Origin of the sequence: Stenotrophomonas oahuensis (assembly GCF_031834595.1) — a bacterium.
In the GTDB taxonomy this organism is placed as follows: Bacteria; Pseudomonadota; Gammaproteobacteria; order Xanthomonadales; family Xanthomonadaceae; genus Stenotrophomonas; species Stenotrophomonas oahuensis.
Genome location: NZ_CP115541.1, coordinates 1,286,345 through 1,311,853, shown reverse-complemented (window position 1 = coordinate 1,311,853; position 25,509 = coordinate 1,286,345). Strand labels below are relative to the sequence as shown.

Genomic DNA, 25,509 nt, shown 5'->3' with positions numbered 1-25,509 from the left:
ACCCCGAACTCCATCACTGCCTGGCGAACTGGCCGCGACGCCATGCGAGCCACACCACCGCAAGCCCCACGGCAAGGCAGACCACCAGCCCGGGCAGCGATGCCTCCGGGCCGAAGGCACCACCGGTGAGCCACTCGGGTACCGTCGCATTGGGCAGGCTCCGTGCAATGGCCGGCCCAAGCTCCGTGCCCGACACGGCCGTGCCAAACACATAGCCTTGGGTGAAGTTCCAGGCCATGTGCACACCGATCGACACCCAGACGCGGCCGGTCAGGGCGTAGAACGCGCCCAACATCACGCCGGCTTCCAGGGCAATACAGATGGCGGCGAACACCGTCGCATTCGGATTGCCCAGGTGGCTGAGGCCGAACACGGCGGACGACACCGCGAATGCCACCCAAGGGCCGAACGCCCGCCACAACAGGCGCAGCAGCACCGCCCGCATCATCAGCTCTTCCACCACGCCCGCCTGAATCGCTTTGCGCAGAGGGATCCACGCGGATGCCGGGCCAGTTGGCTGAATGTCGTAGAGGCCGAACACCGCCATGATGCCCATGACGGCGGAGAACATCGCCACGCCAGTCAGCAGGCCGAAGCAGAGCTGTGGGAGCATGGGGCGTAATGCAATCTCCGACGCTTTTCGCTTCTCGGCCAACCGCACGGCCAGTGCATAGATTCCGAGCGACGCCAGAGCACCGAGCAGGCCGGCGACAAACTGCATCGGCTCGTTAGTCTTCGGCCAGAAACCGCCAAGCAACTGCGTGATCGCACCCGCCGGGATGGCGACCAGGAAGAACAGGGGGATAGCCCAGGCACAGGCGCGCAACCAGCGCAGCTTGCCAGGCTTCAGCACGCCGTGCTCGCCAAGTGCAATCGGCTGCCATGTAGGACGGGTGGGAACGGGCACTGCACTGGACTGCGTCACTGCGTTCATATGCGATCCCTGGTGGGTACTGCGGCTAAGGGGCGGTGCTACCGGAGGTGGCAGCCGCCGCGGCGATGCGGGCCGCGAACGGCCGTTGATTCAGTGCGGCAATGGCTTCGGCCAGAACGGCGGAAAGCGGCACAGACAACTCCGCGTCGAGTTGCGCGGCTGCTGCATTGGTTGCGGCCCATTGGCGCTGCAGGGCAGGCACCATGCGGCGGGTCTTGGCGCTGAGCACCACGATGCGCTCGCGCGCATCTGCACCCGGCTTCAGCGCGACGAGGCGCTGCTTGGCCATCTGCGTCACGGTCTGGCTGGCCGCGGAGTGGGTGATGCCGATCTCCTGCGCCAGCACCTTGATGGAGGCCGGACCCAGCCGCATGAGCACACGCAGCACCGGGGTGTAGCGCGGTCGCCACTCCAGCCCCGAGGCCGCGTAGACGGCTTCAAGGTCGCCATCCAGCTGCTCGAGCAGGTGCCGGACCAAGGTGCCGAGGGTAGGGGAGGGGGCGTCCATGGCTGAAATGTATAAGCGCTGTTACATGTTCGCCATGTGCCGGAAGTAGGGGGTGTGTGTCGCAGATGGGCCAGATGCCGCAATCGGCCAGTACATGGTGGACTGGCAAAAAGCGCACGCAGGTCACACAACGAAACATCCATCCGCTCGTGACCGCAGCGCTACCTGGGTGTGCTTCCGTCTACTGCCACAGGCGTTGCGAGTATTTGCCGCGCCGATTGCGTCGCGCCATTTGATCGCGCGCCAGTAAATCGCCACGCTTGTGGCGCAATTGGCTATGTCAGTTGTTGTTCGATTCCTGCAGGGTAGGCCCCGGAGCGTAGAATCTCCAAACCTTGAACTACCGTTGTCCTGCGTCGGAACGTACGTCCTGCGTCGGGAGGGTGGCTAATACAACACCCCCGCAAGGGGGAAATATGCCCGCCGTTTGTGTTCTAGGTTTGCGGTTCTAACCTCCCGACCCCTCGCCATTCCGGCAGGGGTCGCACTCTGCAGGAGGTTTGCCATGCAAACACGAAGGTCGTACGTACCCGAAGAAGAACTTGAAGCTGCACTGGTCTGCCAGCGTTGGAGGGCACGCCGATGAAAAAGCCCGCCTGGGTACGCACGCGTGTGGAAGACGAGCTGCGCTCTGACTTCAAAGGCGTGCTGAAGCGCACACCATACGCGCCGGCCGAAGCCATCCGGTTGTTCATGAGACGCATCGTGGAAATCGGCCACGACACCACGGCCGTTGAGCGGGCGCAGTGGCGTCGCGCGATCCTCAACGCATCAGACCATGTGGCGGACTCGCTATGCATCGGCGAGAAATCGCCAACGTGCCGCGAGGAGAACGAGGTGCAGCGCGTGCGCCGGCCGGTCGGAGCAAGCCCTGGTTCCGAACGAGACTGAGCTGACCCCAGCGCAGTCGCCCTGCTCGCACGAACGAACGGACGGCAGTCCGTGCACCGTGCGGGCAGGGGCAACTGGAGAAGACCATGGTCGCCCGAAAGTCCACCCTGCGGGAACGCGTCCTTGTGCACGTCCATAAGAGCGCGGCCCAGCTCCGGCCATCACGGGGGAGCACGCCGTCGGGGTCTACGACCGTGAGTAGCTGATCCAAGGGGATTACGTCGGCGAACAGCACCACATTCACGCCACCTGGCGATGCTTGGCTTGGGAAAATGATGCCGGCGTGCCCAAGCTCCCGCGCCAGGTCCGCCAGCACCCACGATGGCGGTTCAACACGCGCGATGATCGACAGTTGGCGCCAGTCGCACGACCAGTCCAGCCACAGAGGATCCCAGCCCCCTTCGTGCAGGCGACGCAAGTCCACCAATGGAGGAAGGCTTGCCCTGTACGTGACGAGCGTAAGGGGTGGTGCAAACGCAGACGTCTGCTGGTACTCGCTTACCGCTGTTGTCAGCTCGAATGAAAGGTAGAGCGCCGGTTGTGCAATTCGATTGAAACGGCCACCCGCCAGCGCGGCACCTGCACCGCTCAAGGGTTCGGCGGCCCAGCGCGGCATGAAGGCACGATACAGCGCCACATCCAGCTGCGCCGGTGCGAGGATCAACCCACAAACCCCGCAGATATCGAGCGCAGGTACGCGAGCGCTTCATCCGTTCGCCCGTCGCGCACCACCTGCAACAACGTGCGATGGCCGAACATCTCGACGGGGGTGTTCTTTACCAGGAACAGCGCCTTCGTCACGTCGGGCTGTATCTGCGCCGCCGCCGCGACGACGCTTACCAGGCCACGAAGAGATTCCTGTACCCGAAAGGACTCCGGGTGCAAGCGGAGCGTGTTCCGATGAACGCCGATTACGGTGGCAAGATCGTGCTGCGCCACGCCAAGCGTGGCGGCCATCAAAGCCGGCGACAGATCACTGGTACCCGGCTCACGCAGCGATTCAACAAACTGGTCGATCAGTTGTGGAGACATGATGGAACCTCCGTTTCGCACAATATACGCACATTCTGCGCACAGTGTCATGCGGCCTGAGGTGGCCCTCGGAGCAAGGGAGACAGGAGGGCACACTGCGGAAGTGGTCGCTGGATGCACCGGGGTGGGGTTCATGTGGAGGTTTCAACATGCGATCTGAGAACCAGCATGCATAACGAATGATCAGTTCTGTATCAGTATGTGCAGCAATGACGTATCAGGCATTTTCCCGACTCGACAGTGGGGCGTTATTGCGTAATGACGTTGGTCACGCTTGACACTTACTTCGCTTTCGCACGACTCTCCATGAATGACTATTGACCTCGAAAAGCTCAATTCACGCGAACTCACGTCCCTCATGAAGGCCGCCCAGAAGCGCAAAGCGCTTCTGGAGAAGCGTCCGCCGGTTGGCGAGGTGCGCCGGAAGCTGCTGGCCATCGCCAAAGCCTCCGGCTACAGCATCGAAGAACTGCTCGGTACTGGCACGGGTGCAGCGCCTGTTGCGACCAAAAGCGTCAAACGCGTCAAGCGCACGAAGCTTGGAAAAGCGCCGGTGAAGTACCGTGATCCGGACAACAAGCGCAATACCTGGTCCGGTCGTGGCAGCACGCCGCGCTGGTTGCTGGAGAAAACCGCGCGCGGTCGCAGCGTGGCGGATTATCTGATTCCGGGGCTGGCCAAGCCGACGGCGCGTAAGGCTGCTCCGATTGGTAAACGCACGGTGTTCAAGCAGGCCTGAGCGCACCACGTAGGGACGGGCCATGCCCGTCCAGCGATCGGCCGATTCGGCATGGCGCAGCCACGCAGGGCGTGGCTGTACCGGGCGTCTTTCAGTGGCAGGTGTCCAGGTTGCGGACCAGCTCCAGATTGGCGGGGGCGAGCTGGGTCACCGTACTGAAGGTAGTGCCTTGTGATCCTGGCGAGGGGCGGATCAGCGACAGAAGGGTGCCGCCCGGCTGCCTGACCACGGTGGTGACGTCGTGCGTTATCGAAGTAGGGCGCGCGTAAACGGAAATCGGCTGGCGGGCATGCTGGCTTTCAAGAAACGCCTTCAGCGCCGCGTCCTTGTCCGGACCATACCAGGTCCCGAACGTCAGTTCTATCGGTGCGCCGGTGTCCTTACGGGTCACCAGCGAGGCCATCGACATGGTGGTATCGCCAATCCGGCAGATGCCTTGCCGCCGGATCGTGACTGTCATGACCGTAGCGGGCTGGCACTTCTGCTCCTCCGTCTGATCGATCGCATCGTGCGGCAGCGCATTGAAGGCAGACTGCACCGGTCCGTCGGCCAGTTCCAGCTGCAAGGGACACTCTGGCAATGAAGTGGGGACGGGCACTGCTGCCACCTCCCCGATGCCCAGCTTCAGCGATGCCAGGAAGGGCGTTGCGCTGGCCTTGATGTCGTCGCACTGCGATCTTGGTCCCTCCACGATCAGCAAGATGTTGCTGGCACCGGCCCGCACCGTGCGCGCCTGCGCGCACATTGCGTCGGTTTCGTTGCGCAATGTCACTGTGGCATGCCCGTCCTGCGTGGAACGCTCGATCTGCGCGCCCGGTTCCTTTTCGGCGGTGGCAATGTTCTCGAAGTACTTGCTTGCCGTGGCTTCATCGCGATAGTGCGCACGCACCGCGCTGAGGCGGATGGCACCGGCAGGGCAGCCCACGCCGTCGGCCATGACCACTTCGCCGCTCGCGGGCGTCATCCTGAAGTCATTGAACAGGCAGGGCAGGCGGACCGAGAAGTTGCCCAGGGTGGATGCAGCTTCGGTCCAGCCGTCAGCGCTGAGCGTACCGCCACCGACGCGGTGCATCTGCACGCTGGGGCTGGCCTCGGCGTGGGTGAGGCTGCCCAGCATCAGGCTGCACAGCAGCAGGGCTACTCGACCTTGCGGCCGGTGAGATTTCAGATGCGTCATCCGTGAAGACATTTCGTACGCTTCCTTGTTTGGCGAGGGTGTTGGCATTCTATTCGGGTGGTGCAGCCACGCAGGGCGTGGCTCTACGGGGTGTAAGGGCGGGACTGGAGGATGAGGATGTCGTCGCCGACCACGGCCCATTCGATGTCCTGGTCCACACCACCGAGCGCCTGCTTGGTGGCGACGCCCAGTTTGGCCAGGCGCGCAATCAGCGCGTCGGTCAGCACCTGGCGTGAGCCGATGATCGGCACCTCGCGCACGCCGCCGCCCGCCTGGGCGACCAGCTGGGTGTCCTCGGCGGAGCGGCTCAACACTTGCACCGCCTTTGACCAGTTCGAGTACATCACCTGCTCTGCCTGGCGTTTGCCTTCGACCACGCGGATGCCCAGGCCACGCTTGGCCGAGATGTAAGTGACGTGCTTGCGGTTGGCATCGAACGGGTCGCGGGTGATCATTACCCCCGAGCTGTCCGAGGGCGCGGCGCGCTGCACCAGCACCGCCATCGACACTGCATCCTGTGGCAGGCCTGCGGCGGCCCGTGCTTCGTAGGCTTCGAAGTTGTAGACCGACGCCCACACCGTCTGTACCGCCTTCGCAGCCGCCTCCGTGCGCGTCACATTCGGCACGGTGGTGTACAGACCCGCCCCGCTGAAGCCGGGCAGGTCTTCAGAGTTGGACGAACTGCGTACGAACACGGCAGCGCCTTTCAGCTGGCTTTGCCACTGCCGGTCCAGATCGCGCACGAAGGCCGGGTCGGGCGCGGCGTTGGCGATATCCGCACGCAGGGCTGTGAGCGCTTCGCGACGCACATTGGGGTCGGTGTCGAAACCTGGGCGGCGCTGCAGTGCCTGCAGACGTGCGGCAATGCCGAGACGTTCGGACATTGCCTGGTAATGCGCGAACGGGATGCAGAAGCCATCGGGCACGCTGGCAGCCGGTGGCAGTACCGCTTTCAGCGTGCCCAGGTTTGCCGCTTTCACTCCGCATTGCCTGCTGTCTCGGGCGCGTAGCGACACCAGTGGCTTGAGCGCGGTCACGCTGAGGTCGGGGCGGGGCAGGTTGCGTACCGTCGGGCGGGGCGTGCTGCTGGAGGGCGTGCGGGCTGGGCGCTTGAGCGGGGTCACCCGATAGTCGTTGGCCGTGACCTGCAGCGACACCCAGCGTCCATCGTACTGACGCAGCGTCTGCTGGGCATCGCGCACGTACACGTTGGGAATGCCCCAGCCCTTGGTGAGCAGATTCACATGCGAAAGCAGGGTGGAAGGACGCTGCGTCACCAGGCCGGCCACCGGTGCCAGGGCGATGGGAACCTCGTCCAGCACCGGAATGTCGCGCGGTGAAAGCGCGTCCAGCTGCGCCTGCGTGCGCACGATGCGCAGCCGACCCTCGGTGCTGCCTGTGTTCAGGGGCAGGAAGCGCTGTTCGCGCAGCAAGGTTTCCTGGGTGACGAACGCCAGCCCGGTGGATCGTGCCAGCGCATCATGCTGTGTGGAGTTGGTCTTGAAGCGCACCGGCTCGGCGAACGAAGCCCGCACCGCTGCGTCGGTCTCACGCAGGAGTGCGGAGGTAAGCTGGTCGCCCTCCCAGAACTCGTAGGTGTATCCCGGTAGATCCTGCTGCCAAGCCAGCGTGCCGAACAGGAAGCGTCGGTCCGGGTCGCGGTACTGGGCGTTGAGCGTGGCCTTGTCCAGGCTGCGCACCAGCCCCTGTTGGCGCACGAACTGCTCATGCAGCGCATGCCGCGGCGTGTTGACGTAGTAGATGCGGTTGCCGTTGCGCCGGTCGATCACGAAGATCAGGTGCGGCAGTTCCAGCGCGGTGCCGGCGTTGTAGACGCGTGCCAGCTGCAGGAATTGGGCGCGGGTCTCTATCCGTGGCAGGAAGTCCGGGCTGGTGTTGGCCGTGGGGGATGCGGCTTCAGTACCCGGGCGAACTTCATAAGGGGACGGCTTTCGCGCGGTCTGGGCGGTGGCGCTCGCGACCGAGCCGAGCAGCAGAGAAAGTACGGCCAGCCGCCAGAGCGAACGCGGTGAGCGGGCGATACGCGAACGGGATCGGTCCATGATGCCGGTGCGGGTAGGAGGGAGTCAGGATGATAGAGGAGTGCGGGGTGTACGTGCATGGGAAGATTTCCGATACTTCGGGTCTGCTGCGCGTTGCAGCCCCCACCAGGAGACTTTCATGAGCCTTGAGGCACAAGCGCTGGTTGAGCGCTACTACCAGGCGTTCAATGCCGGCGACCGCGAGGGCATGTTGGCCCTGCTGACCGATGACGTGGCCCATGATCTCAACCAGGGTGAGCGCGAGATCGGGCGTGAGGCCTTCCGCACCTTCCTGCAGCGCATGGACCGCAACTATGCCGAGCAGCTGAAGGACATCGTGGTGATGTCCAACGCCGACGGCGTGCACGTGGCGGCCAGCTATGTGGTGCATGGCCAGTACAAGGCGACCGACGACGGCCTGCCGGAGGCGACTGGCCAGCGCTATGTGCTGCCGGGTGGTGCGTTCTTCGAGGTGCGCGACGGCCGCATTGCGCGGGTGACCAATTACTACAATCTCGCCGACTGGATCGCGCAGATCGCACCGGCTGCCTGAGATGGATCCGGTCATCCAAGTGGTGCGGGTTACCGGCGCGGACATGCTGCCGTGGCTGGAACATGTTGCGCGCCTGCGCATCGCGGTATTCCGAGATTTCCCGTATCTGTACGACGGCGATATGGCCTATGAGCGCGAGTATCTTGAAGCGTTGAGCCATGCTTCGGGCGGCGTGTTGGTGCTAGCGCTGGACGATGCGGGTGTGCCCGTGGGTGCCTCCACCGGCATGCCGCTGGTAGAGGCGGAGGCAGCCATTCGCGAGCCTTTCCAGCAGGCGAATCTGGCTGAAGACCAGATCTTTTACTGTGGCGAATCGGTGCTGTTGCCGGCTTATCGCGGGCGCGGACTGGGCCACCGCTTCTTTGACGAACGGGAAGCGCATGCGCGTAGTCTGCGCGGGATACGCACCAGCGCGTTCGCTTCGGTGGTTCGAGCGGCTGGCGATCCGCGTTGCCCGGCGGAATACCACAGCAACCATGCGTTCTGGAATGGTCGTGGCTATCGTGAGCACCCGAACCTGCGCGCGACGCTGGCGTGGAAAGAAGTCGGCGCGACGGCGCAAAGCGATCACGCGCTGACCTTCTGGCTGCGCGAACTGGAGACATCCCAATGAAAGTGGCGGTTGCGAAGTATCCGATCCAGGCTCCGGCTTCGTGGGCGGCGTTCGCCGAGCGTCAGCGCACTGTGCTGGGTGAGGCTGCCGCCGCTGGCGCGCAGCTGGCGGTGCTGCCCGAATATCTCTCGCTGGAGCTGGCCTCAGTGTTGGGTCCGGAGGTGTCCAAGAGCCTGCCGGCATCGCTGCGCGGTATTCAGGCGTTTCACGATGACTGGCTGGCGCTGTATGCCGATCTGTCGCGCAGCCTGAACATGATCATCCAGGCCGGTACCTTCCTGTTACAGGTCGGCAAAGGGCGATATCGCAATCGTGCGTGGTGGTTTTCGCCGGATGGTCAGCGTGGCTACCAGGACAAGATGCAGCTGACCGGCTTCGAAAAGCAGCTGGGCGTGATCGAACCCGGCGATGCATTGCAGGTGTTCGACTTGGGTGGCGTAAGCACCGGCATTGCCGTCTGCTACGACAGCGAGTTCCCGCTCAGCGTGCGCGCCCAGCGCGAAGCCGGTGCGCGGCTGCTGCTGGTCCCCAGCTGCACAGACACCGACGCCGGCTCCACTCGCGTGGCCGTGGGCTGCATGGCTCGCGCGCTGGAGAACCGCATGTTTATCGCCAAGGCGGTGACCGCCGGAGAGGCGGCTTGGAGTCCGGCATTGGACGTCAACACCGGTGAGGCGGTGCTATACGCGCCAATGGATCGTGGCTTCCCGGCCGATGGCGTGCTGGCCAGCACCGTCGGCGATCAGCTGTGGGCGATGGCGGATCTGGATTTCGAGGCGCTGACCCGGTGCCTGGACGATGCGCAGGTGACGGTGGATGGGGACTGGGGAAAGCAGCGGGTCGCAGTTGGTTCGGGCTGCGGTTGATTCATATATGTGAAAAGTCGACCTCGGCACGCCGAGCACTGCTGCATGAATCGCTGGTTGTGGGTTACTTGCAGGTAATCGACCCGCTCTTTAGACTAGCCCCAACACACCCGCCACGCCTCTGACGCGAAACATCGCGCCATGCTCAAATTGGCGGGTTTTTTTTGCCCGCAACGTGGGGTGTCTGGATGACTCATTACCGCAAGCCGCCGCTCTCGATCCAGGAACAACTGAGGCAATTGCAGGAGCGCGGTTTGGCCATTTGCGACGTTGGCACCGCTGAGCGATATCTTCAACGCGTAGGTTATTACCGACTCATGGGGTACCTTTATCCTCAGCGAAACGCAGGGAGTGACAGCTTTCGAAAAGGCGCAACGTTTGAGGACGCGCTCCAGTTGTACCAGTTTGATTGTGCTCTGCGAGATGTAGTAATGGAAGCGATCAGTCATGTAGAGATCGCCGTGCGAACATCGGTCGCTTATCACTTCTCGCATGCACACGGTGCGTTCGGGTACCTGGCCGAGAACAACCTGGGCTGCTCAAGCGACCAACACCAGGCTTGGCTCGAAGGTGTGTTCAAAGAAGTAGAGCGCTCTAAAGAAGTCTTCATTCTTCACTATCAGAAGAAGTACTCTCAGCCAGCCTTTCCACGAGTTCCTATCTGGATGGCGACTGAAGTCATGTCTCTGGGTTCCCTATCGCGTTTGTACGGCGCAATGCGAGGATCAGAGCAGAAGGCCATAAGCAGGGAGTTTGGAATCGCTGCGCCCGTGCTTCAGAACTGGTTGCATGTCACGAGCGTCGCCAGAAACGTCGTCGCCCATCATGGCCGCCTGTGGAACAAGGAATTCGGTGTTGCTGCGATTCGGCCGCGAGCGTCAGGATGGTCCGAGCCGGAGGCACCGTTTCAGACCGGTCGGCTGTTCTTCCTGCTCCTTCTGTTGCGCAAGCTGCTTCAAGGGACCGCCGGAGATGCACTGGACTGGAGAGATCGCGTGGATACTCTTCTGAAGCAAAGCCTGATCAACGAGGAACGGGTTCGCGGGCTCGGAGCCGGACCCGATTGGGATGCTCACCGGTTGTGGCGGTCATGAAGGGGTTGCCAGATCACGGGCAGATCCGCATCACGCAGCCACGCAGGGCGTGGCTCTACGGCCGATTTTAGAACCTGGGCGTTACGGAGCCGGGCGCTCCGGTGCGTTGCCGCCGGCTTCCAGCGCGGCCACGGTCTTCTCCAGCGCTTCCAGTTTCTCGCGGGTGCGCAGCAGCACCGCGCGCTGTACGTCGAATTCTTCACGGGTGACCAGGTCCAGCTTGGCCAGGCCGGCCTGCAGGGCGCTCTTGAAGGTGGCCTGCAGTTCCTCACGCTGCTCGCGCAGCCCCGGCGGCACCATGTCGCTCAGGCGGCGGGCCAGGTCGTCGATCTGGTTGAGGTCAATCATGGGGGACTCCGCTTCGGTGGGGGCTGGCCAGGTTCACGCCTAGGATAATCCCCGAGGGGGTGGCCGGAATACGGTGGCAGCATCGCCTTCATCGGCCGACAGGCGGTATCCTCGCTGCCGCGAATACAGGAGCCAACGAATGAAGATGGTCATGGCGGTGGTCAAGCCGTTCAAGCTCGACGACGTGCGCGAGGCGCTGGCCGAGCGTGGGGTTACCGGAATCACGGTGACCGAGGTCAAGGGTTTCGGTCGCCAGAAGGGGCATACCGAGCTGTACCGGGGCGCGGAATACGTGGTCGACTTCCTGCCCAAGGTGAAGATCGAGGTGGCGGTCACCGACACCCAGGTCGACGAGGTGGTGGAAGCCATCGTCAAGGCGGCCGGCACCGGCAAGATCGGCGACGGCAAGGTGTTCGTGTACGACCTGGGCAGCGTGGTGCGGATCCGCACCGGCGAGTTGGACGCGGACGCGTTGTAACCGTCAAACGCCCTTGAACCACCTGTAGAAACGCTTCCAGGCCACCCGCACGCCCGCTACCCAGCGCGGGTCGGCGACCAGCGCCGCCTGGCTTTCGGTCGGGCGCTCGCCGGTCAGGCGCTGGCGCATCTTCAGCAGGTTCTTCATGTCGCTGCGGCGCAGCTGGCGCGACACCGGGTGCACCGGCAGCCAGCGCGGGCTGCGCCAGGCCGAGGTGAAGTCCACCAGTACCGGCACGCCGCCATTCACCATCACGTTGGTGCCGTGCAGGTCGTTGTGGGTGATGCCGGCGGCATGCAGGCGGCTCAGCGCGAACTGCAGCTGCTCGAACACCTCCACGCCCACCGAGGTGGCCGCGCTCAGGGTCTGGCCCGGAATGAACTCCATACCCAGGGCCAGGCCGCCGATCGTACCGAGCAGGGCCGGGGCGTGCTTCCAGCCGCTGAGGCGCTTGAGCATGCTGGCCTCACGGCGCACCAGCAGGCGCGCCACCAGCGACAGCGGGGTGCCCTTGTAGCGGGTGTAGTCCTTGACCACGGCCGGCTGGCCGTTCAGGCAGGTGCGGTAGACGTCCGGTTCCAGCAGGCGTTCGCCACGCTTGAGCAACAGGGCCGGGGCGGTGTCATCGACACACGAGGGAGCAGGAGTATTCATGACGTTCTTTGGGCGACCCGGTGGTCGGCGCGAAGCGTCAGGCGTACCGGTGCAGCTGAATGGGGGTGATGTCAAACTTTCGTTAATTTTAGTACCCGGAAGTACAGCAATCCAGCCCTTGTCGGAGAAATGTCGGACCCAGAGGTGGAACAGTTTGTCGCGCACGCTACGGACAGGCGTCCCGCCGCCGGCGAAATACCTTTCAAAATCAAATGGTTGACATTGATGTGAGACAGGCCGCGCGGTGAATGTCCGCTACCTGTACACGACTGGCTTGACCGGACGCGAAGGCATGCGGACCATAACGATCTTGAATACGGCACGCGTGGCCCGCCGCTCCCCAAGGCCTGCCAGCACCGCGTGCGCACTCCCCTTCACTGATGCTTTCCGGCAGCCGCCGGTGGACGTTCGATGATCAAGATAATTGTGGTGGCCCTGTTCGTGGCGTGCGTGCTGTACGTGCACTACCGCGGCAAGGTCCGGGCGCGCTGGTCGCGCCAGCTGCTGGACCATTCCAGCTTCATGGCTCCCATCAACGTGGTGATGTACCTGTTCTCCAAGGTGCCGACCACGCCGTTCCTGGACCCGGGCAAGGAGTTCCCGCAGCTGGAGCCGCTGCGCGCGAACTGGAAGATGATCCGCGACGAGGCGCTGGCGCTGCGCGATGCGGACAAGATCGCCGCCTCCAGCACCTACAACGACGCGGGCTTCAACTCGTTCTTCCGCCGTGGCTGGAAGCGCTTCTACCTGCGCTGGTACGGCCCCTCGCACCCGTCGGCCAAGGCGCTGTGCCCGCAGACCACGGCGCTGCTGGAGTCGATTCCCGAGGTGCGCGCAGCGATGTTCGCGCAGCTGCCGCCGGGCAGCGAGCTGCGTCCGCACCGCGACCCCTTTGCCGGCTCGCTGCGTCTGCACCTGGGGCTGGCCACGCCAAACGACGATGGTTGTTACATCGAAGTGGACGGCATCCGCAAAAGCTGGCGTGACGGCGAGTGGATGATGTTCGACGAAACCTACATCCACCACGCGCACAACGAGACCCAGCAAGACCGGGTGATCCTGTTCTGCGACATCGCGCGGCCGCTGCGTTTCGGGCTGCCGGGGCTGTTCAACCGCGCGGTCGCGGCCACGCTGCTGGCCGGCGGTGCCTCGCCGAACCTGCCGGGCGATCCCACCGGTGGGGTGAACAAGGCATTTGGCGGGCTGTACAAGGTGCGGCTGAAGGCCAAGGCGCTGCGCGCAAAGAGCGCGTTTGCCTACCACGCGATCAAGTGGGGCCTGGTGCTCGCGGTGATTGCGGGGATCTGGGCGCTGTAACGGCCCGGAGGGTATCGACCAACGGTCGATACCTACCGCAGACCCGGTAGGTGCCGACCGTTGGTCGGCACCCCGATATCTTCTGAATCAACCCTTCAACGCGGCCTGCACGAACGGCGGGGTCACCAGCACGCCGGTGTGCAGCGCGGCGGTGTAGTACAGGGTGTCGAAGCTCTTGGAGGCCGAGTCGGCCTGGCGGAAGTCAAAGCTGCTCTGACCCTTGCGCGCCAGGGTCACGCTCCACCAGCCGGTCGGGTAACAGGGCTGCGGGAACGGCAGGGTCTTGAACGACTGGAAGCCGGCCTTGCCCATTTCGGTGCGCATTTCGTTGATCAGCGCCAGCTGCATCAGCGGCGATTCGGACTGCTGGACCAGGATGCCGTCGTCCTTCAGCGCCTTGAAGCAGCTTTCGTAGAAGGCCTTGTTGAACAGGCCTTCACCCGGGCCGACCGGGTCGGTGGAGTCCACGATCACCACGTCCACGCTGCCGGCCGGGCAGTTGGCCATGTAGGCCACGCCGTCATCGAACATCAGCTCGGCGCGCGGGTCGCTGTTGGAATCGCACAGTTCCGGGAAGTGCTTCTCGGCCATGCGGGTGACCTGCTCGTCAATGTCGCACTGGGTCACACTTTCCACGCCCTTGTGCTTCAGTACTTCGCGCAGGGTGCCGCAGTCACCGCCGCCAATGATCACCACGCGCTTGGGCGCGGCGTGGGTGAACAGCACCGGGTGGCTGATCATCTCGTGGTAGAAGAAATTGTCCTTGCTGGTCAGCATGATGGCCCCGTCGATGGTCATCAGGTTGCCCCAGTCGGTGGTCTGGAAGATCTCGATCTTCTGGAACGGCGACTGCACCTCGTCCAGCTTGCCGGTGATGCGGTAGCCAATGGCCGAGCCGGTGCGCTCGAAATGCTCGATGTACCAGTTGCTGTTGTCAGTCATGGAGTAACGGTCCTGTTCGGAGGGTGTTGGAGCCGGGATGGCGGCACAAGGCGCGTCCGGACGGGGTCCGCCCCGTTCAGGTTCAAGCCTGGACACGGGCGCGGGCGCGCATGATAACGGAGCTGTCGGCATATAGGCGTTATCATGCACCCCCTTTTTTACCAACCAGGCCCACTGCAATGACCGATTGGTCCCTCGACCAAGCCCGTAAGACCTACTCGATTCCGCATTGGGCGGATGGCTACTTCGACGTGGATCCGGCGGGGCATATGGTGGTGAGACCGACGGGGCAGGACGGCCCGGTGGTGTCCTTGCCCACGATTGTGGATTCGGCCCGTGCGGCCGGGGCCAAGCTGCCGCTGCTGGTGCGCTTCCCGGACATCCTCGGCCAGCGCCTGGGCAAGCTGCAGGCGGCGTTTGGCCAGGCCCAGGCCGACTGGGACTACGCCGGCGGCTACACCGCCGTGTACCCGATCAAGGTCAACCAGCACCGCGGCGTGGCCGGCACCCTGGCCAGCCATCATGGCGAGGGCTTCGGCCTGGAAGCGGGCAGCAAGCCCGAGCTGATGGCCGTGCTGGCGTTGTCGCGCCCGGGCGGGCTGATTGTCTGCAACGGCTACAAGGACCGCGAGTACATCCGCCTGGCCCTGATCGGCCGCAAGCTCGGCCTGCAGACCTTCATCGTCATCGAGAAGCCCTCCGAGCTGAAGCTGGTGCTGGAGGAGTCCAAGGCGCTGGACGTGAAGCCGGGCCTGGGCGTGCGCATGCGCCTGGCCTCGCTGGGCGCAGGCAAGTGGCAGAACAGCGGCGGCGACAAGGCCAAGTTCGGGCTGTCGCCGCGCCAGCTGCTGGACCTGTGGAAGTCGCTGCGCGACACCGAGTACGCCGACTGCCTGAGCCTGCTGCACTTCCACATGGGCTCGCAGATCTCCAACGTGCGTGACATTGCCAACGGCATGCGCGAAGCCACCCGGTACTTCGTGGAACTGTCGCGCCTGGGCGCGAAGATCACCCACGTCGACGTCGGCGGCGGTCTGGGCGTGGACTACGAAGGCACCCGTTCGCGCAGCTTCTGCTCGATCAACTACGGCCTGAATGCTTACGCCAGCAACATCGTGCAGCCGCTGGCCAATGCCTGCGAAGAGCACGGCCTGACCCCGCCGCGCATTGTCACCGAGTGCGGCCGCGCGATGACCGCGCACCACGCGGTGCTGATTGCCAACGTCTCTGAAGTGGAGCAGGCGCAGGAAGGCCGCGTGCCGGATGCGCATGACGACGAGCCGGCGGCGATCCGCCACCTGCGCGAAATCCACGAGGAACTGGACCAGCGCCCGGCGGTGGAACTGTTCCAGGAAGCCCAGCACTTCCATGCCGAAGGCTTGGCCAGCTACGCGCTGGGCCAGATCGACCTGCCGCAGCGTGCGCGTATCGACGACCTGTTCTATGCCATCGCGCATGGCGTGCGTGCGCGCCTGAGCTACGACGAAAAGAGCCACCGCCCGGCGCTGGACGAACTCAACGAACGCCTGGTCGACAAGTACTTTGTCAACTTCAGCGTGTTCGAGTCGATTCCCGATGCCTGGGCGATCGATCAGGTGTTCCCGATCGTGCCGATCGAGCGCCTGAACGAAGTGCCTGACCGCCGCGGCATCATCGCCGACATGACCTGCGACTCCGACGGCATGGTCAAGACCTATGTGGAAAATGAGAGCCTGGACACCTCGCTGCCGCTGCACGCGATGAAGCCGGGCGAAAGCTACCGCATCGGGTTCTTCATGGTCGGCGCGTACCAGGAAATCCTGGGCGACATCCACAACCTGTTCGGCGATACCGACGCAGTGGAAGTGGTGGCCGATGCGGATGGCTATGCGATCACCCAGCAGCGTCGTGGCGACACCACCGACGTGATGCTGGATTACGTGGGCTACCGTCTGGACGACCTGCGTGCGGCCTACGCCGAACGTGTGGCGGCGGCGAAGCTGGAGCCGGCGCGTGCGCAGGAGCTGTCCGAGGCGCTGGAGGCCGGGTTGACCGGTTATACGTATTTGTCCGACGAACCGTTGGTGTGACCGCACGCGCGATCTTCCATCTGTTTCTCCACGCCGCAGTGCCTGCACTGCTGGCGTGGATGTTCTGGCGCAAGCGCTTCCTGTCGGCGTGGTCGTTGCTGCTGCTGGGCTGGATCATCGACCTGGACCACCTGCTGGCCGACCCGATCTACGCACCGAATCGCTGCAGCATCGGCTTCCATCCCCTGCATACCGCACCGGCGATTGCCGTGTACGCGGGGCTGTGCGTGCCGAAGAAGACGCGATTGTTCGGGATTGGATTGATGATCCACATCACGTTGGATGCCATCGATTGTTGGTGGATGCACGCGGGGCGTTGATCACCCCGCCGGCAACACCAATGTCGCTACCAATCCGGGCGCACCATTACGCAACGTCAGCGTACCGCCATAGCTCTCGGCAATATCGGCCACGATCGCCAACCCCAGGCCACTACCCGACGCACGCTCATCCAGCCGCACACCGCGGCCGAGCACGCGCTCAAGATCCTCTTCGGGCAAACCCGCACCATCATCGCGCACCTCAAAGCGCATCCGGTTGCCCTCATGGCGCACCTTCACCTCGACGCTGTGCGCCGCCCACTTGCCCGCGTTGTCGAGCAGGTTGCCCAGCATTTCTTCCAGGTCCTCGCGCGCACCGGCAAACAGCCCCTGTGCATTGACGTCGCAGACAAAATGCACGTCGCGGTCGCCATGCACGCGCTGCATCAGCCGGCACAACGCGTCCAGTACCGGGCCTACCGGCGTGCGCTGCTGGTGATCAGCGGCCACGCCGACAGCCAGATACCGGTCAATGCTGGCCTGCATGCGTGCGGTTTCACCGCGCAGCGTCTGGCGCCAGTCGCTGCCGTCGCTCTCCGCTTCGGTGGCCAGCACGGTCAACGGGGTCTTCAGGGCATGCGCCAGATCGGCCGCGCTACGTCGCGCGCGCTGCACCATGCGTCCGTGATGGTCGAGCAGGGCGTTGAGTTCATCCGCCAGCGGGGCCACTTCCTTGACCAGCCCCTGCTGCGGAAACCGCACGTTCTCGCCGTTGCGGACCTGCGCGGCAATGCGGCGCAGCTCGGCCAGCGGTCGCAGCCCGTAATGCACCTGGCTGACCAGCACCGCAAACCACAGCGCCACCAGCACGATCAGCGCCAACGCAGTGCGCTGACGGAAGCTGCTGACCTGGTCGTCCAGCGCGCTGCGATCAGCGGCAACCAGCACCTGCAGCGGCGTGCCCGCACGTGGAAGGGTCACCTGCTGGGCCACCACGCGCAGCGGCTGGTCGAGGGGGCCCAGGCTGTCGAAGGCACGCGCCGGACCGGTCTGCAGCGCCTGCGGTACAGGCAACGTGCCGTCCCACAGCGATCGCGACTGTGCCAGCGCCTGTCCCTTCGGCGTTCGCACCTGCCAGTAAGCACCTGAGAACACCCGGCGGTAGTCCTCATTGACCAGCTCGCGACGGAACTGCACCTGGCCGTTGGCATCCACTTCCGCCAGCGACAGCACCGATACCAGATCGTTCCCCAGGCGGGCGTCCAACGCGGTGCGTGCCGAACTTTCAAACAACGCGCCCAGCCACCAGGTGGCCAGCGCGGACACCAGCACCATGCCCAGCCCGCCGGCCAGCAGCAGACGGCTGCGCAGTGAACGTGCCTTCATGGCTGTGCTGACAGGCGGAAACCCTGCCCGCGATGGGTATGGATGAGCTCGCTGCCCAGCTTGCGGCGGATGCGCCCGATCAGCACGTCCAGGGTGTTGGAGTCCGGATCGAAGCCAGCCTCGTAGACATGCTCGCCCAGTCGCGAGCGGCTGATCACAACGTCCGGGTGATGCATGAAGTAGCTCAGAATGCGGTATTCCTGCGGGCTCAGCGCCAATGGCACTCCATCCAGTTCAAAACGCGCCGCGTTGACGTCCAGCTGCAGCGGACCACAGCTTAGACGCGGGCTGGCGTGGCCGGCACTGCGGCGGATCAGCGCACGCAGACGCAGCAGCAGCTCTTCAGGCTGGAACGGTTTGGTCAGGAAATCATCCGCACCGGCATCGAAGCCGGCCAGTTTGTCGTGCCAGCGGCTGCGGGCGGTCAGCACCAGCACCGGAAAGGTGCGGCCGGCCTGGCGCCAGCGTTCAATCACACTCAGACCGTCCAGGCCCGGCAGGCCAAGGTCGACCACTGCGGCAGCCACGTCCTCCACTTGCCCCTGGTACTCGGCGTCGCTGCCGTCGGTACTGTGCAGCACCACGTAGCCGGCTTCTTCCAGCAGCGTGCGCAGGCGATCTGCGAGTACCGTGTCGTCCTCGGCAAGCAGCAGGCGCATCAGTCCTCTTCCATCTTCAGCAGGCGGCCGTTGCGCGCATCATAGTCCAGCTCCATCACCTTGCCGTTGGGGGCGAGAATCTCGATCTCATAGGTGTCATCGTCCAGCTCCACCTCGAGCAGCTTGCCGGGGTAGCGCTTGAGTGCATCGCGCACCACCGTCTCCAGCGGGACATAGCGGCCCTGCTGCACGGCCTGGCGCACCGCCTGCTGTTCGCGCGCGTTGCCGTCCAGCACCCGCATGGGGTCCTGGGTGGCACTGAGCAGCAGGGGCAGCACAAGGGCGTAGGGCGACATGGGGGCGCACACGTGGGAGCAAGGCCTACGGTATACGCGGGGCGATTAAACAAACCCTAACAATGCTGCTCATGAGGTGCTTAAGGACGCTTGCCAGACTGGCGGTGCCGGAATGGTCCGGTTGCCACAAGGAACCCCCTCATGAAGACCCTGATGATTGCCGCCGCACTGGCCGCCACCATGACCGCCGCCCCGGCCTTCGCCGCCGAACTGGGCGCAGCCGAAGTGCAGGCCAAGCTGCGTGCCGCCGGCTACACCCAGGTGCACGAGCTGGAACGCGATGACGGCATGTGGGAAGCCGAAGTCACCCGTGCCGACGGCAGCCGCGATGACGTGCTGATCGACCCGGCCAAGGGTGAGATCTTCGATTCGGCCAACGGCCGTGCGGTGCTGGATGCCGGCAGGATCCTCGATCTGGCGGCCAAGGCCGGCTACACCCGTATCACGGAAGTGGACCGCGACGGGGCCACCTGGTCGCTGGATGCGTACAACAAGAACAACCAGCGCGTGGACGTGCGCATGAGCGGCTACGACGGCCGCGTGTTGAGCAGCCGTCGCGACGGCTGGTGGGACTGAGCCGGCTTACCAGCCAACAGGACCCGGGCCGCCCCAGTAGCCGCCCCCGCCATAGCCGTAATCGCCGTAGCCATAAGGGCCATAGAAACCAGGCCCCTTGCCCTCGCTGACCCGGATGTTGAGATTCATGTTCCGGGTCTTGCCTTCGTCGTTGGTGTAATTCTTGTTGAGGTTCAGTTCGGCGGCGTTGAAGTGCGTATTGCCGAAGTTCTCCGAATAACCAATGCCGGTCGTGAAGCTGCCGTTGACCCGCAGCTTGTCATCGGTGACCTCGGCAATGCCGTTGCCGGCCGGCCCGCGCGCGACGCGGCGACCGCTCTTGTCGCCGTAGAAGGTGCCGGGCGGGTCGCCGCGCAGGGTGGGGTCATTGAGGTACTGCAGCGGTTCCTGCGGCACGGCCAGGTTGAGGTCGGTGGCCGACTGCGGGCCGGTGGCACCGGCGGCGGACTGCGCCAGGGCAACCCCGGGGGCAAGCAGGCACAGCAGCAGCGAAAGCGGGCGGATCATGGGAGGCTCCGGGGCAGGCAGGGCGGCCGACAGGCTGACGCTAGCAGGCGCTGCTTGAATGATGCCTGTCATGGGCCGGATTTGTCGTGTGCCCTGGCCGTGTACCCACCAACGGTGGGTACCTACCGCAGCCTCTCGAAGCCAAACAGCGCCTGCAGCGGGTGCCGGCGGCGCTCGATCCGCGCACGCAGCAGCCCCGCCCCGACCATGGAATACGTGATGCCGTTGCCGCCGTAGGCCATGGCGAACAGCACCCGTGGCCCCCATTGCGGGTGCGGGCCGAAGAACGGCAGGCCGTCGGCGGTTTCGGCAAACGTGCCGCCCCACGAAAAGGCCGGCTGCAGCGGCAGGTCCGGGAACAGCTGGTTGACCTGCTTCAGCAGCGTGCGGGCCTTGCCCTGCACCCGGGCATCGCGCCGGGCTGGCACATCCACCGCATCATCTTCGCCGCCCACCAGCAGGCGGTGGTCGCCGGTACTGCGCAGGTACAGATACGGCCGCGCCGACTCCCACACCATCGTATTGGACAGCGCGCCGAGCTGGTCCGGGTCGACCGGGTCGGTGATGAAGGCATAGCTGCTGCGGTTGCGGGCCACGCGCGGCTTCAACCAGTGCTGGCCAGCGTAACCCGTGGCCAGCACCACATGCCGGGCACGGATCTGCGTTCCCTCGGTGGTGATGGCATTTACCCCGCGCGCGGTGGTCTGCAGGGTATGCAGCGTGGTGCGGTCATGTACCGCGCAGCCGGCCTTGGCCAGCCGCATCAGCAGGCGGTAGGTGAGCTGGTACGGGTCCACGCGGGCCGCCAGCGCGCTCAGGATCGCGCCGGGTGCATCAATGCCGTACTGCGCCTGCAGCTTGGCACGGTCCAGCCAGGTCACGTCGAACCCGTGTTTGCGGCGCAGTGCACATTCGGCTTCCAGCACCGACCCATGGCGGCGCTTGCTGGCGTAGTACAGGCTGTGCATCGGATGGCAGTCCACGCCGCGGAAGCCGGCGGCGACGGCGCGCAGCGCCGGAATCGCCTCGGCGCAGGCGCGGTAGGCCAGTACCGCGGCAGACTCGCCGTACTGATCGGCCAGGTCGATCAGGTGGGTATCGATCTCGTACTGCAGCAGCGCAGTGCTGGCGGCGGTGCTGCCCCAGCCGATGTCGCGCTGTTCAATCAACACCACGTCATGACCGTGCGCGCAGAGTTCGTTGGCGATCAGCGCACCACTGATCCCGCCGCCCACCACCAGCACGTCACAGTGTCGATCCTGCTGCAACGGCGGGAAGGCGTGCATCAGCCCGTTGCGGATGGCCCAGTATGGATAACCGCTTTTCAGGTCCATGCGCGGCTCAGGCCGTCGGATGGCCGGTGTGTGGGGTGAGGATCAGCGGGCCCAGGTCAAAGTCCTGCTGCCGGGCCTGCGCCAGGTAGTGTTCACGGGTGGTGGCATCCAGGTGCGGTTCGCGCGCCAGCAGCCACAGGAAGCGGCGGTCGGGGCTGCCGACCAGGGCCACGCTGTAATCCGGGGCGACCTGGATCACCCAGTAGTCGCCCTTGCCGAACGGCAGCCAACGCAGCCCGGCCGGCAGGAAGCTCACCTGCAGGCGCGCGCTGTCGTTGTCCACCGGGCAGGCCTCGCCCTCGGCTTCTTCAATGTCGTCCCCGAGCCGGCAGCGATTGAGCACGGCGACGTTGCCGTTTTCCTTCAGGCTGTAGTGCGCGGACACGTCGGTACAGTCCTCCGGCTCATGCTTCATCGGCAGCCGGGCAATTTCATACCAGGTGCCCAGATAGCGGGGCAGGTTCAGGTCGGGGACGGTCTTCAGGTCGGCGTAGGTGGTCATCGCAGGCGCTGTGGCAAGGTGGACGCCACCATGCCGGGGCCAATGCCATGGCGGAGTGAAGCCGGACCCACGTGGCGCGCACACACCCGGTCTGAACCTGAAGCGGTTTATAGTCCGCGCACGCGTGGTGATCCGCGCAACCTGCAGGTGCCCCCGGTTTGTCTTCCCGTCTCCGTTTCAATCTGATCCGTTCGCTGGCCGCGTTGATGATGTGCGCGTGGCTGGGCATGGCCACCGGTGCCTGGGCGCAGGCCAGCGACGACGCGGCCGCCGACCCGGTCACCCAGCTGGCGCAGGCCGACAAGGACCTGAAGGCGATCCGTACCGCGCTGGACGACGCCGAAACCCGCGATACCCTCAAGACCCTGTCCGACCGTGCGCTGGAGGTGCAGCGTGAGGCCGATGCTGCGCAGGCCGCGCTGCAGCCGCGGCTGGAACAGCTGGACTTCCGTATATCGCAGCTGGGCGCGGTTGCCGACGGCGAGGTGGAGGCGCGCGAGCTGGCGCAGCAGCGCAAGGGCTTGAACAAGGAGCGCGCCGACGTCGCCGGAGCCATCGCCCGCGCCAAGCTGCTGTCGGTGGATGCCAAGCAACTCAGCGCCGACATCGAGAAGATGCGTGCCAGCCAGCTGAGCGAAGAGCTGGTGCGCAAGGTCAGTTCGCCGTTGTCGCCGTCACTGTGGCGGCAGTTCGCCACCGACGTGCCCACCGATCTGCAGCGGCTGGTCATTCTGTATCGACAGGGCGAAAGCGCGTTGCGCGATGCCGTGGCCAAGCACGGCTGGAGCACGCCGCTGACCGGTGCGGTGCTGGCCTTGCTGATGTTTTTCCCGCTGCGGCTGTGGCTGCGCGCGCTCGGGCGGAAGCTGGCGGCCTCCGAGCGTGCCCCGGACGGGCGCCTGCGCCGCTCCGGGCTGGCGGTGTGGCTGATGACGGTCGGCACGCTGCTGCCGGGCTTCGCTGCAGTGGTGCTGATCGGCTCACTGGAGGCCATAGGCGCGATTCCACCGCGCCTTGAGACCACCGCGTTCAATTTCCAGGTGGCGACCTTCGTCGCCGCGTTCATGGCGGCCGTCAGCGCGGCCGTGCTGATGCCCAAGCGCCCGTCATGGCGGTTGATGACCCTGGACGACGATCTGGCCTGGCGGCTGCGCAAATACGCCTGGTGCGCGGCGGCGCTGACCTGGGTGAGCATCATGCTGGTGGCACTGAACAAGGCCGCGCGCACCGGACAGGTCACCACGGTGGCCGTGGACGGGCTGATGGCGCTGACCTACATGGCCTTGATCGTGGCCATACTGGTCTCGCTCGCGCGCATGCACCGCCGACAGGCGGAGGAAGCGCAGGCCAAGCTCGAGGCGCAGGGCGACCAGCCCACCAAGCCCAAGACCAGTACCCGCCGCAGCGGCTGGATCGTACTAGCCCGCGTGGCCGGCAATCTGGTGGTGACCGCAGCGGTCATCGCCAGCCTGCTCGGGTATCTCAACTTCGCCATGTTCGTCGGCCAACAGCTGATCTGGGGCGCAATGGTGCTGATGGCCACGTCAGTACTGCTGAAGTTCGTCAACGACCTGGCGATCTGGCTGTTGTCGCCAGGTGGGCGCATCGGCCAGACCGTGGTGCTGACCACCGGGCTCAGCGCGGCACGGCTGGAACAGGGCGGGGTGCTGCTGTCGGCGCTGCTGCGCATTGGCGTGGTGCTGCTGGCGGTGCTGATGCTGACCGCGGCGTTTGGCAACACCAATGCGCTGCTGGGTGGGCTGGACACGCTGTCCAAGGGCATCACCATTGGCAACACCACCCTGCGTCCGCGCGACGTGGTCAATGCAGTGCTGGCGTTCGTGCTGGTGTGGGCGGTGATGCAGGCGTTCCAGCGCTGGCTGTCCGATACCTACCTGCCCAAGACCGAACTGGATGCCGGTGCGCGCAATTCGATCAGCACCGTCACCCGCTACCTGGGCATCATCGCCGCAGTGCTGTGGGGGCTCACCGCACTGGGCATCGGCTTCGAGAAGCTGGCGCTGGTGGTCAGTGCGCTGTCAGTGGGTATCGGCTTCGGCCTGCAGGCGATCACCCAGAACTTCGTCTCCGGCCTGATCCTGCTGGCCGAGCGTCCGGTGAAGATCGGCGACTGGGTCAAGCTGGGCGACCAGGAAGGCGATATCCGCCGCATCAACGTGCGTTCGACCGAGATCCAGGTGGGCGACCGCTCCACCCTGATCGTGCCCAACTCCGAGCTGATCACCAAGACCATCCGCAACATGACCCTGGGCAGTGCACAGGGCCGCATCCAGATCCAGTTCACCGTGCCCTTGAACACCGACGTTGTGGCGCTGCGGCAGATCCTGCTGGACACCTACGCCGAACACGTGGCGGTGCTGGATGAGCCGGCCCCGTCGGTGTTCATCGACTCGATCAACAACGGCCAGATCTCGATCAACAGCTTCGCCTACACCTCCGGCCCGCGTGCGGTGTATGGGGTCCGCAGCGACCTGTATTTCACCCTGCTGCAGCGGTTGGCAGAGGCTGGCGTCGCGCTGTCTTCGCCCACCGACATCCATCTTGTCCGCGATCCCGCAGAACCGTAGCGCCGGGCTTGCCCGGCTGCCTTTGTTCTACCCGTCCACAACCTGCATTCCATGATTGCGCAGCTGCCTGTCCAGATCAGGCGGTGCCAGAACCCCAGGACGCTCGCCTGATTCCTCCTGCGACGCCTTGGTCCCCTGCTTGATCGGCTTCAACACCTTCTGCGGTGAAGGGCGCGGAGGGCGCAAACCCTCGCTCACCTTGAACAACACGCCGGCTGCACCGGAATCCAGCCGTTCCTGCAGCAACGGCCCGTAGGGCGTCAGCGTGGCGGGGTCGAACAGGTGCGCCGCCGTTCTCCCGTCGCCGGTCACATGCGAGGCGACCAGCACGTCATGAACCCCCTGCACGGTGCGCATGCCCACCTGCATCGAGCTGCCCACCGGAGCCGCTCCATCCTGCAGGACGGCCATGCCCTCGCGCATCGCCCAGTGCCACTCCGCGCCATGCAGTGACCCGTGGCGCGCGCGGCCCCACGCGAACCGCAGTCCGCCCTGGATGCCGCGCTGGGCCACCCCGATGCCCATGCGGGCAATCGCCAGGCTGCCGGCGAGCGGATTCAGCGCGTCGAGGGTGTTGCGGCCCAGTACGCTGGACAGCGCTGCGAAACGTGGCAGCGCTTTCATGCCCGGTCGTATGACCACCTTGGCCACACCGCCCACGACCGGACCCAGGGTCAGCACGCCTTCCAGATAGAGGCCGAAGACCGCCATCGCCAGTTCGTTGCGGTCGGTGGAGCCGAGTCGTCGCAGGTTCTCGACGAAGGGGACGATGAAGTCGACCGTTCTCAGCCACAATGGCGGCGCCTTGAGATGCGCCTCGAACGACGAAGGGCCACGGCCCTCGTGGAAGAAAGCCTCCGGGTCGAGCCAGAAGAAGTCCTGCTGGATGGGTTCCACCAGCGCATGAAATGGCGAGCGTTCCGGATCAATCACCGTGCCCGCCCGGGATCTGTTGGAGGACAGCCGCTCGATGATCACTTTCGAACGTTTCCCTGCAGCCGGTACGCGGTAGTTGGCGAATGCGTCCCAGTCCAGGTTTTCGAAGCGGCCGCGTCTTACCTGGATGGTCGTATGGCCGCCGTGCCTCAGGCGCACCTTCCGCTTCTCCAGCACACCGCCGAGGTGGAGTGCGCCATCAAGCCGC

The 25,509-nt window shown here is 65.0% G+C and carries 27 protein-coding genes and 1 pseudogene; 12 read left to right on the top strand and 16 right to left on the bottom strand.

Annotated features, from left to right (window positions below; genetic code table 11):
* Positions 1 to 13: 13 nt before the first annotated feature.
* A complete protein-coding gene (locus PDM29_RS05750; protein ID WP_311192913.1) occupies positions 14 to 934 on the bottom strand; it encodes a CPBP family intramembrane glutamic endopeptidase in 921 nt (306 codons plus the stop codon).
* A gap of 25 nt (positions 935 to 959) precedes the next feature.
* The gene (locus PDM29_RS05745) at positions 960 to 1,442 is read right to left on the bottom strand and encodes a MarR family winged helix-turn-helix transcriptional regulator (protein WP_311192912.1); all 483 of its coding nucleotides are present in this window, start codon (positions 1,440 to 1,442) and stop codon (positions 960 to 962) included.
* Positions 1,443 to 2,024: 582 nt separating this feature from the next.
* Here PDM29_RS05745 and PDM29_RS05740 point away from each other — a divergent pair.
* Positions 2,025 to 2,333 (top strand): hypothetical protein, encoded by a 309-nt coding sequence (locus tag PDM29_RS05740; RefSeq protein WP_311193867.1) that lies wholly within the window; start codon positions 2,025 to 2,027, stop codon positions 2,331 to 2,333.
* 148 nt (positions 2,334 to 2,481) lie between these two features.
* On the opposite strand, the pseudogene PDM29_RS05735 reads toward PDM29_RS05740, so the two are convergent.
* Both PDM29_RS05735 and PDM29_RS05730 read right to left on the bottom strand, forming a co-directional pair.
* Positions 2,482 to 2,994, bottom strand: a pseudogene (locus tag PDM29_RS05735) (RES family NAD+ phosphorylase); the annotation flags it as partial.
* The gene (locus PDM29_RS05730) at positions 2,994 to 3,365 is read right to left on the bottom strand and encodes a DNA-binding protein (RefSeq protein WP_311192911.1); all 372 of its coding nucleotides are present in this window, start codon (positions 3,363 to 3,365) and stop codon (positions 2,994 to 2,996) included. The pseudogene PDM29_RS05735 and the gene PDM29_RS05730, both read right to left, overlap by 1 nt.
* A 310-nt stretch (positions 3,366 to 3,675) precedes the next feature.
* Here PDM29_RS05730 and PDM29_RS05725 point away from each other — a divergent pair, with 310 nt between their 5' ends.
* Positions 3,676 to 4,104: an H-NS histone family protein gene (locus PDM29_RS05725; RefSeq protein ID WP_311192910.1), complete on the top strand. Its 429-nt coding sequence runs from the start codon at positions 3,676 to 3,678 to the stop codon at positions 4,102 to 4,104.
* Positions 4,105 to 4,195: 91 nt separating this feature from the next.
* On the opposite strand, the gene PDM29_RS05720 is transcribed toward PDM29_RS05725, so the two are convergent.
* Together PDM29_RS05720 and PDM29_RS05715 are read right to left on the bottom strand one after the other, a co-directional pair.
* Positions 4,196 to 5,293, bottom strand: coding sequence for a hypothetical protein (locus tag PDM29_RS05720; protein WP_311192909.1), 1,098 nt, complete (start codon positions 5,291 to 5,293; stop codon positions 4,196 to 4,198).
* 71 nt (positions 5,294 to 5,364) lie between these two features.
* A complete protein-coding gene (locus tag PDM29_RS05715) occupies positions 5,365 to 7,344 on the bottom strand; it encodes a PEP/pyruvate-binding domain-containing protein (protein WP_311192908.1) in 1,980 nt (659 codons plus the stop codon).
* 118 nt (positions 7,345 to 7,462) lie between these two features.
* Between PDM29_RS05715 and PDM29_RS05710 the strand changes: the two genes are divergently transcribed.
* The 4 genes from PDM29_RS05710 (at position 7,463) to PDM29_RS05695 (ending at position 10,449) form a co-directional block, all read left to right on the top strand.
* Positions 7,463 to 7,876, top strand: a complete 414-nt coding sequence (locus PDM29_RS05710; RefSeq protein ID WP_311192907.1) for a ketosteroid isomerase-related protein — start codon at positions 7,463 to 7,465, stop codon at positions 7,874 to 7,876.
* Position 7,877: 1 nt separating this feature from the next.
* Complete coding sequence (locus PDM29_RS05705) at positions 7,878 to 8,489, top strand: GNAT family N-acetyltransferase (RefSeq protein ID WP_311192906.1); 612 nt, start codon at positions 7,878 to 7,880, stop codon at positions 8,487 to 8,489.
* On the top strand, positions 8,486 to 9,355 hold the full coding sequence (locus PDM29_RS05700; protein WP_311192905.1) for a carbon-nitrogen hydrolase family protein: 870 nt from the start codon (positions 8,486 to 8,488) through the stop codon (positions 9,353 to 9,355). Before PDM29_RS05705 ends, PDM29_RS05700 begins: the two co-directional genes overlap by 4 nt.
* Before the next feature lie 188 nt (positions 9,356 to 9,543).
* A complete protein-coding gene (locus tag PDM29_RS05695) occupies positions 9,544 to 10,449 on the top strand; it encodes an Abi family protein (protein ID WP_311192904.1) in 906 nt (301 codons plus the stop codon).
* Between the two features lie 81 nt (positions 10,450 to 10,530).
* Here the strand turns inward: PDM29_RS05695 and ubiK are convergent, their stop codons facing one another.
* Positions 10,531 to 10,797: a ubiquinone biosynthesis accessory factor UbiK gene (gene ubiK, locus PDM29_RS05690; RefSeq protein ID WP_282297869.1), complete on the bottom strand. Its 267-nt coding sequence runs from the start codon at positions 10,795 to 10,797 to the stop codon at positions 10,531 to 10,533.
* Between the two features lie 139 nt (positions 10,798 to 10,936).
* Between ubiK and PDM29_RS05685 the strand changes: the two genes are divergently transcribed.
* Entirely contained in the window at positions 10,937 to 11,275 is a 339-nt protein-coding gene (locus PDM29_RS05685; protein ID WP_125358417.1) for a P-II family nitrogen regulator, read from the top strand.
* Between the two features lie 3 nt (positions 11,276 to 11,278).
* On the opposite strand, the gene PDM29_RS05680 is transcribed toward PDM29_RS05685, so the two are convergent.
* Positions 11,279 to 11,929, bottom strand: coding sequence for an RIO1 family regulatory kinase/ATPase domain-containing protein (locus PDM29_RS05680; RefSeq protein ID WP_311192903.1), 651 nt, complete (start codon positions 11,927 to 11,929; stop codon positions 11,279 to 11,281).
* Between the two features lie 411 nt (positions 11,930 to 12,340).
* Between PDM29_RS05680 and PDM29_RS05675 the strand changes: the two genes are divergently transcribed.
* Positions 12,341 to 13,246: an aspartyl/asparaginyl beta-hydroxylase domain-containing protein gene (locus PDM29_RS05675; RefSeq protein WP_311192902.1), complete on the top strand. Its 906-nt coding sequence runs from the start codon at positions 12,341 to 12,343 to the stop codon at positions 13,244 to 13,246.
* An 87-nt stretch (positions 13,247 to 13,333) separates the two neighbouring features.
* Here the strand turns inward: PDM29_RS05675 and speE are convergent, their stop codons facing one another.
* Positions 13,334 to 14,188: a polyamine aminopropyltransferase gene (speE, locus tag PDM29_RS05670; protein WP_125358411.1), complete on the bottom strand. Its 855-nt coding sequence runs from the start codon at positions 14,186 to 14,188 to the stop codon at positions 13,334 to 13,336.
* Between the two features lie 179 nt (positions 14,189 to 14,367).
* Here speE and speA point away from each other — a divergent pair, with 179 nt between their 5' ends.
* Together speA and PDM29_RS05660 are read left to right on the top strand one after the other, a co-directional pair.
* Entirely contained in the window at positions 14,368 to 16,257 is a 1,890-nt protein-coding gene (gene speA, locus PDM29_RS05665) for an arginine decarboxylase (RefSeq protein ID WP_311192901.1), read from the top strand.
* Positions 16,254 to 16,577 (top strand): DUF6122 family protein, encoded by a 324-nt coding sequence (locus PDM29_RS05660; protein WP_311192900.1) that lies wholly within the window; start codon positions 16,254 to 16,256, stop codon positions 16,575 to 16,577. Before speA ends, PDM29_RS05660 begins: the two co-directional genes overlap by 4 nt.
* On the opposite strand, the gene PDM29_RS05655 is transcribed toward PDM29_RS05660, so the two are convergent.
* Genes PDM29_RS05655 through PDM29_RS05645 form a run of 3 tightly spaced genes read right to left on the bottom strand, consistent with a single transcriptional unit; the run spans position 16,578 to position 18,858 of the window.
* Complete coding sequence (locus PDM29_RS05655) at positions 16,578 to 17,903, bottom strand: sensor histidine kinase (protein ID WP_311192899.1); 1,326 nt, start codon at positions 17,901 to 17,903, stop codon at positions 16,578 to 16,580.
* Complete coding sequence (locus PDM29_RS05650; protein ID WP_311192898.1) at positions 17,900 to 18,562, bottom strand: response regulator transcription factor; 663 nt, start codon at positions 18,560 to 18,562, stop codon at positions 17,900 to 17,902. Before PDM29_RS05650 ends, PDM29_RS05655 begins: the two co-directional genes overlap by 4 nt.
* Positions 18,562 to 18,858, bottom strand: coding sequence for a PepSY domain-containing protein (locus tag PDM29_RS05645; protein WP_425508720.1), 297 nt, complete (start codon positions 18,856 to 18,858; stop codon positions 18,562 to 18,564). Before PDM29_RS05645 ends, PDM29_RS05650 begins: the two co-directional genes overlap by 1 nt.
* Before the next feature lie 141 nt (positions 18,859 to 18,999).
* On the opposite strand from PDM29_RS05645, the gene PDM29_RS05640 reads away from it, so the two are divergent.
* Positions 19,000 to 19,434, top strand: coding sequence for a PepSY domain-containing protein (locus PDM29_RS05640; RefSeq protein WP_311192897.1), 435 nt, complete (start codon positions 19,000 to 19,002; stop codon positions 19,432 to 19,434).
* 6 nt (positions 19,435 to 19,440) lie between these two features.
* Here the strand turns inward: PDM29_RS05640 and PDM29_RS05635 are convergent, their stop codons facing one another.
* From PDM29_RS05635 to PDM29_RS05625, 3 genes are all read right to left on the bottom strand, one after another.
* Positions 19,441 to 19,941 (bottom strand): hypothetical protein, encoded by a 501-nt coding sequence (locus tag PDM29_RS05635; RefSeq protein WP_311192896.1) that lies wholly within the window; start codon positions 19,939 to 19,941, stop codon positions 19,441 to 19,443.
* Between the two features lie 122 nt (positions 19,942 to 20,063).
* The gene (locus PDM29_RS05630) at positions 20,064 to 21,275 is read right to left on the bottom strand and encodes an NAD(P)/FAD-dependent oxidoreductase (RefSeq protein ID WP_311192895.1); all 1,212 of its coding nucleotides are present in this window, start codon (positions 21,273 to 21,275) and stop codon (positions 20,064 to 20,066) included.
* Between the two features lie 7 nt (positions 21,276 to 21,282).
* Positions 21,283 to 21,777 carry a lipocalin family protein gene (locus tag PDM29_RS05625; RefSeq protein WP_311192894.1) on the bottom strand — a complete coding sequence of 165 codons (495 nt, stop codon included), beginning with the start codon at positions 21,775 to 21,777 and terminating at the stop codon, positions 21,283 to 21,285.
* Positions 21,778 to 21,983: 206 nt separating this feature from the next.
* On the opposite strand from PDM29_RS05625, the gene PDM29_RS05620 reads away from it, so the two are divergent.
* A complete protein-coding gene (locus PDM29_RS05620; RefSeq protein ID WP_311193726.1) occupies positions 21,984 to 24,365 on the top strand; it encodes a DUF3772 domain-containing protein in 2,382 nt (793 codons plus the stop codon).
* Between the two features lie 27 nt (positions 24,366 to 24,392).
* On the opposite strand, the gene PDM29_RS05615 is transcribed toward PDM29_RS05620, so the two are convergent.
* A complete protein-coding gene (locus PDM29_RS05615; RefSeq protein ID WP_311192893.1) occupies positions 24,393 to 25,478 on the bottom strand; it encodes a hypothetical protein in 1,086 nt (361 codons plus the stop codon).
* Between the last annotated feature and the right edge of the window lie 31 nt (positions 25,479 to 25,509).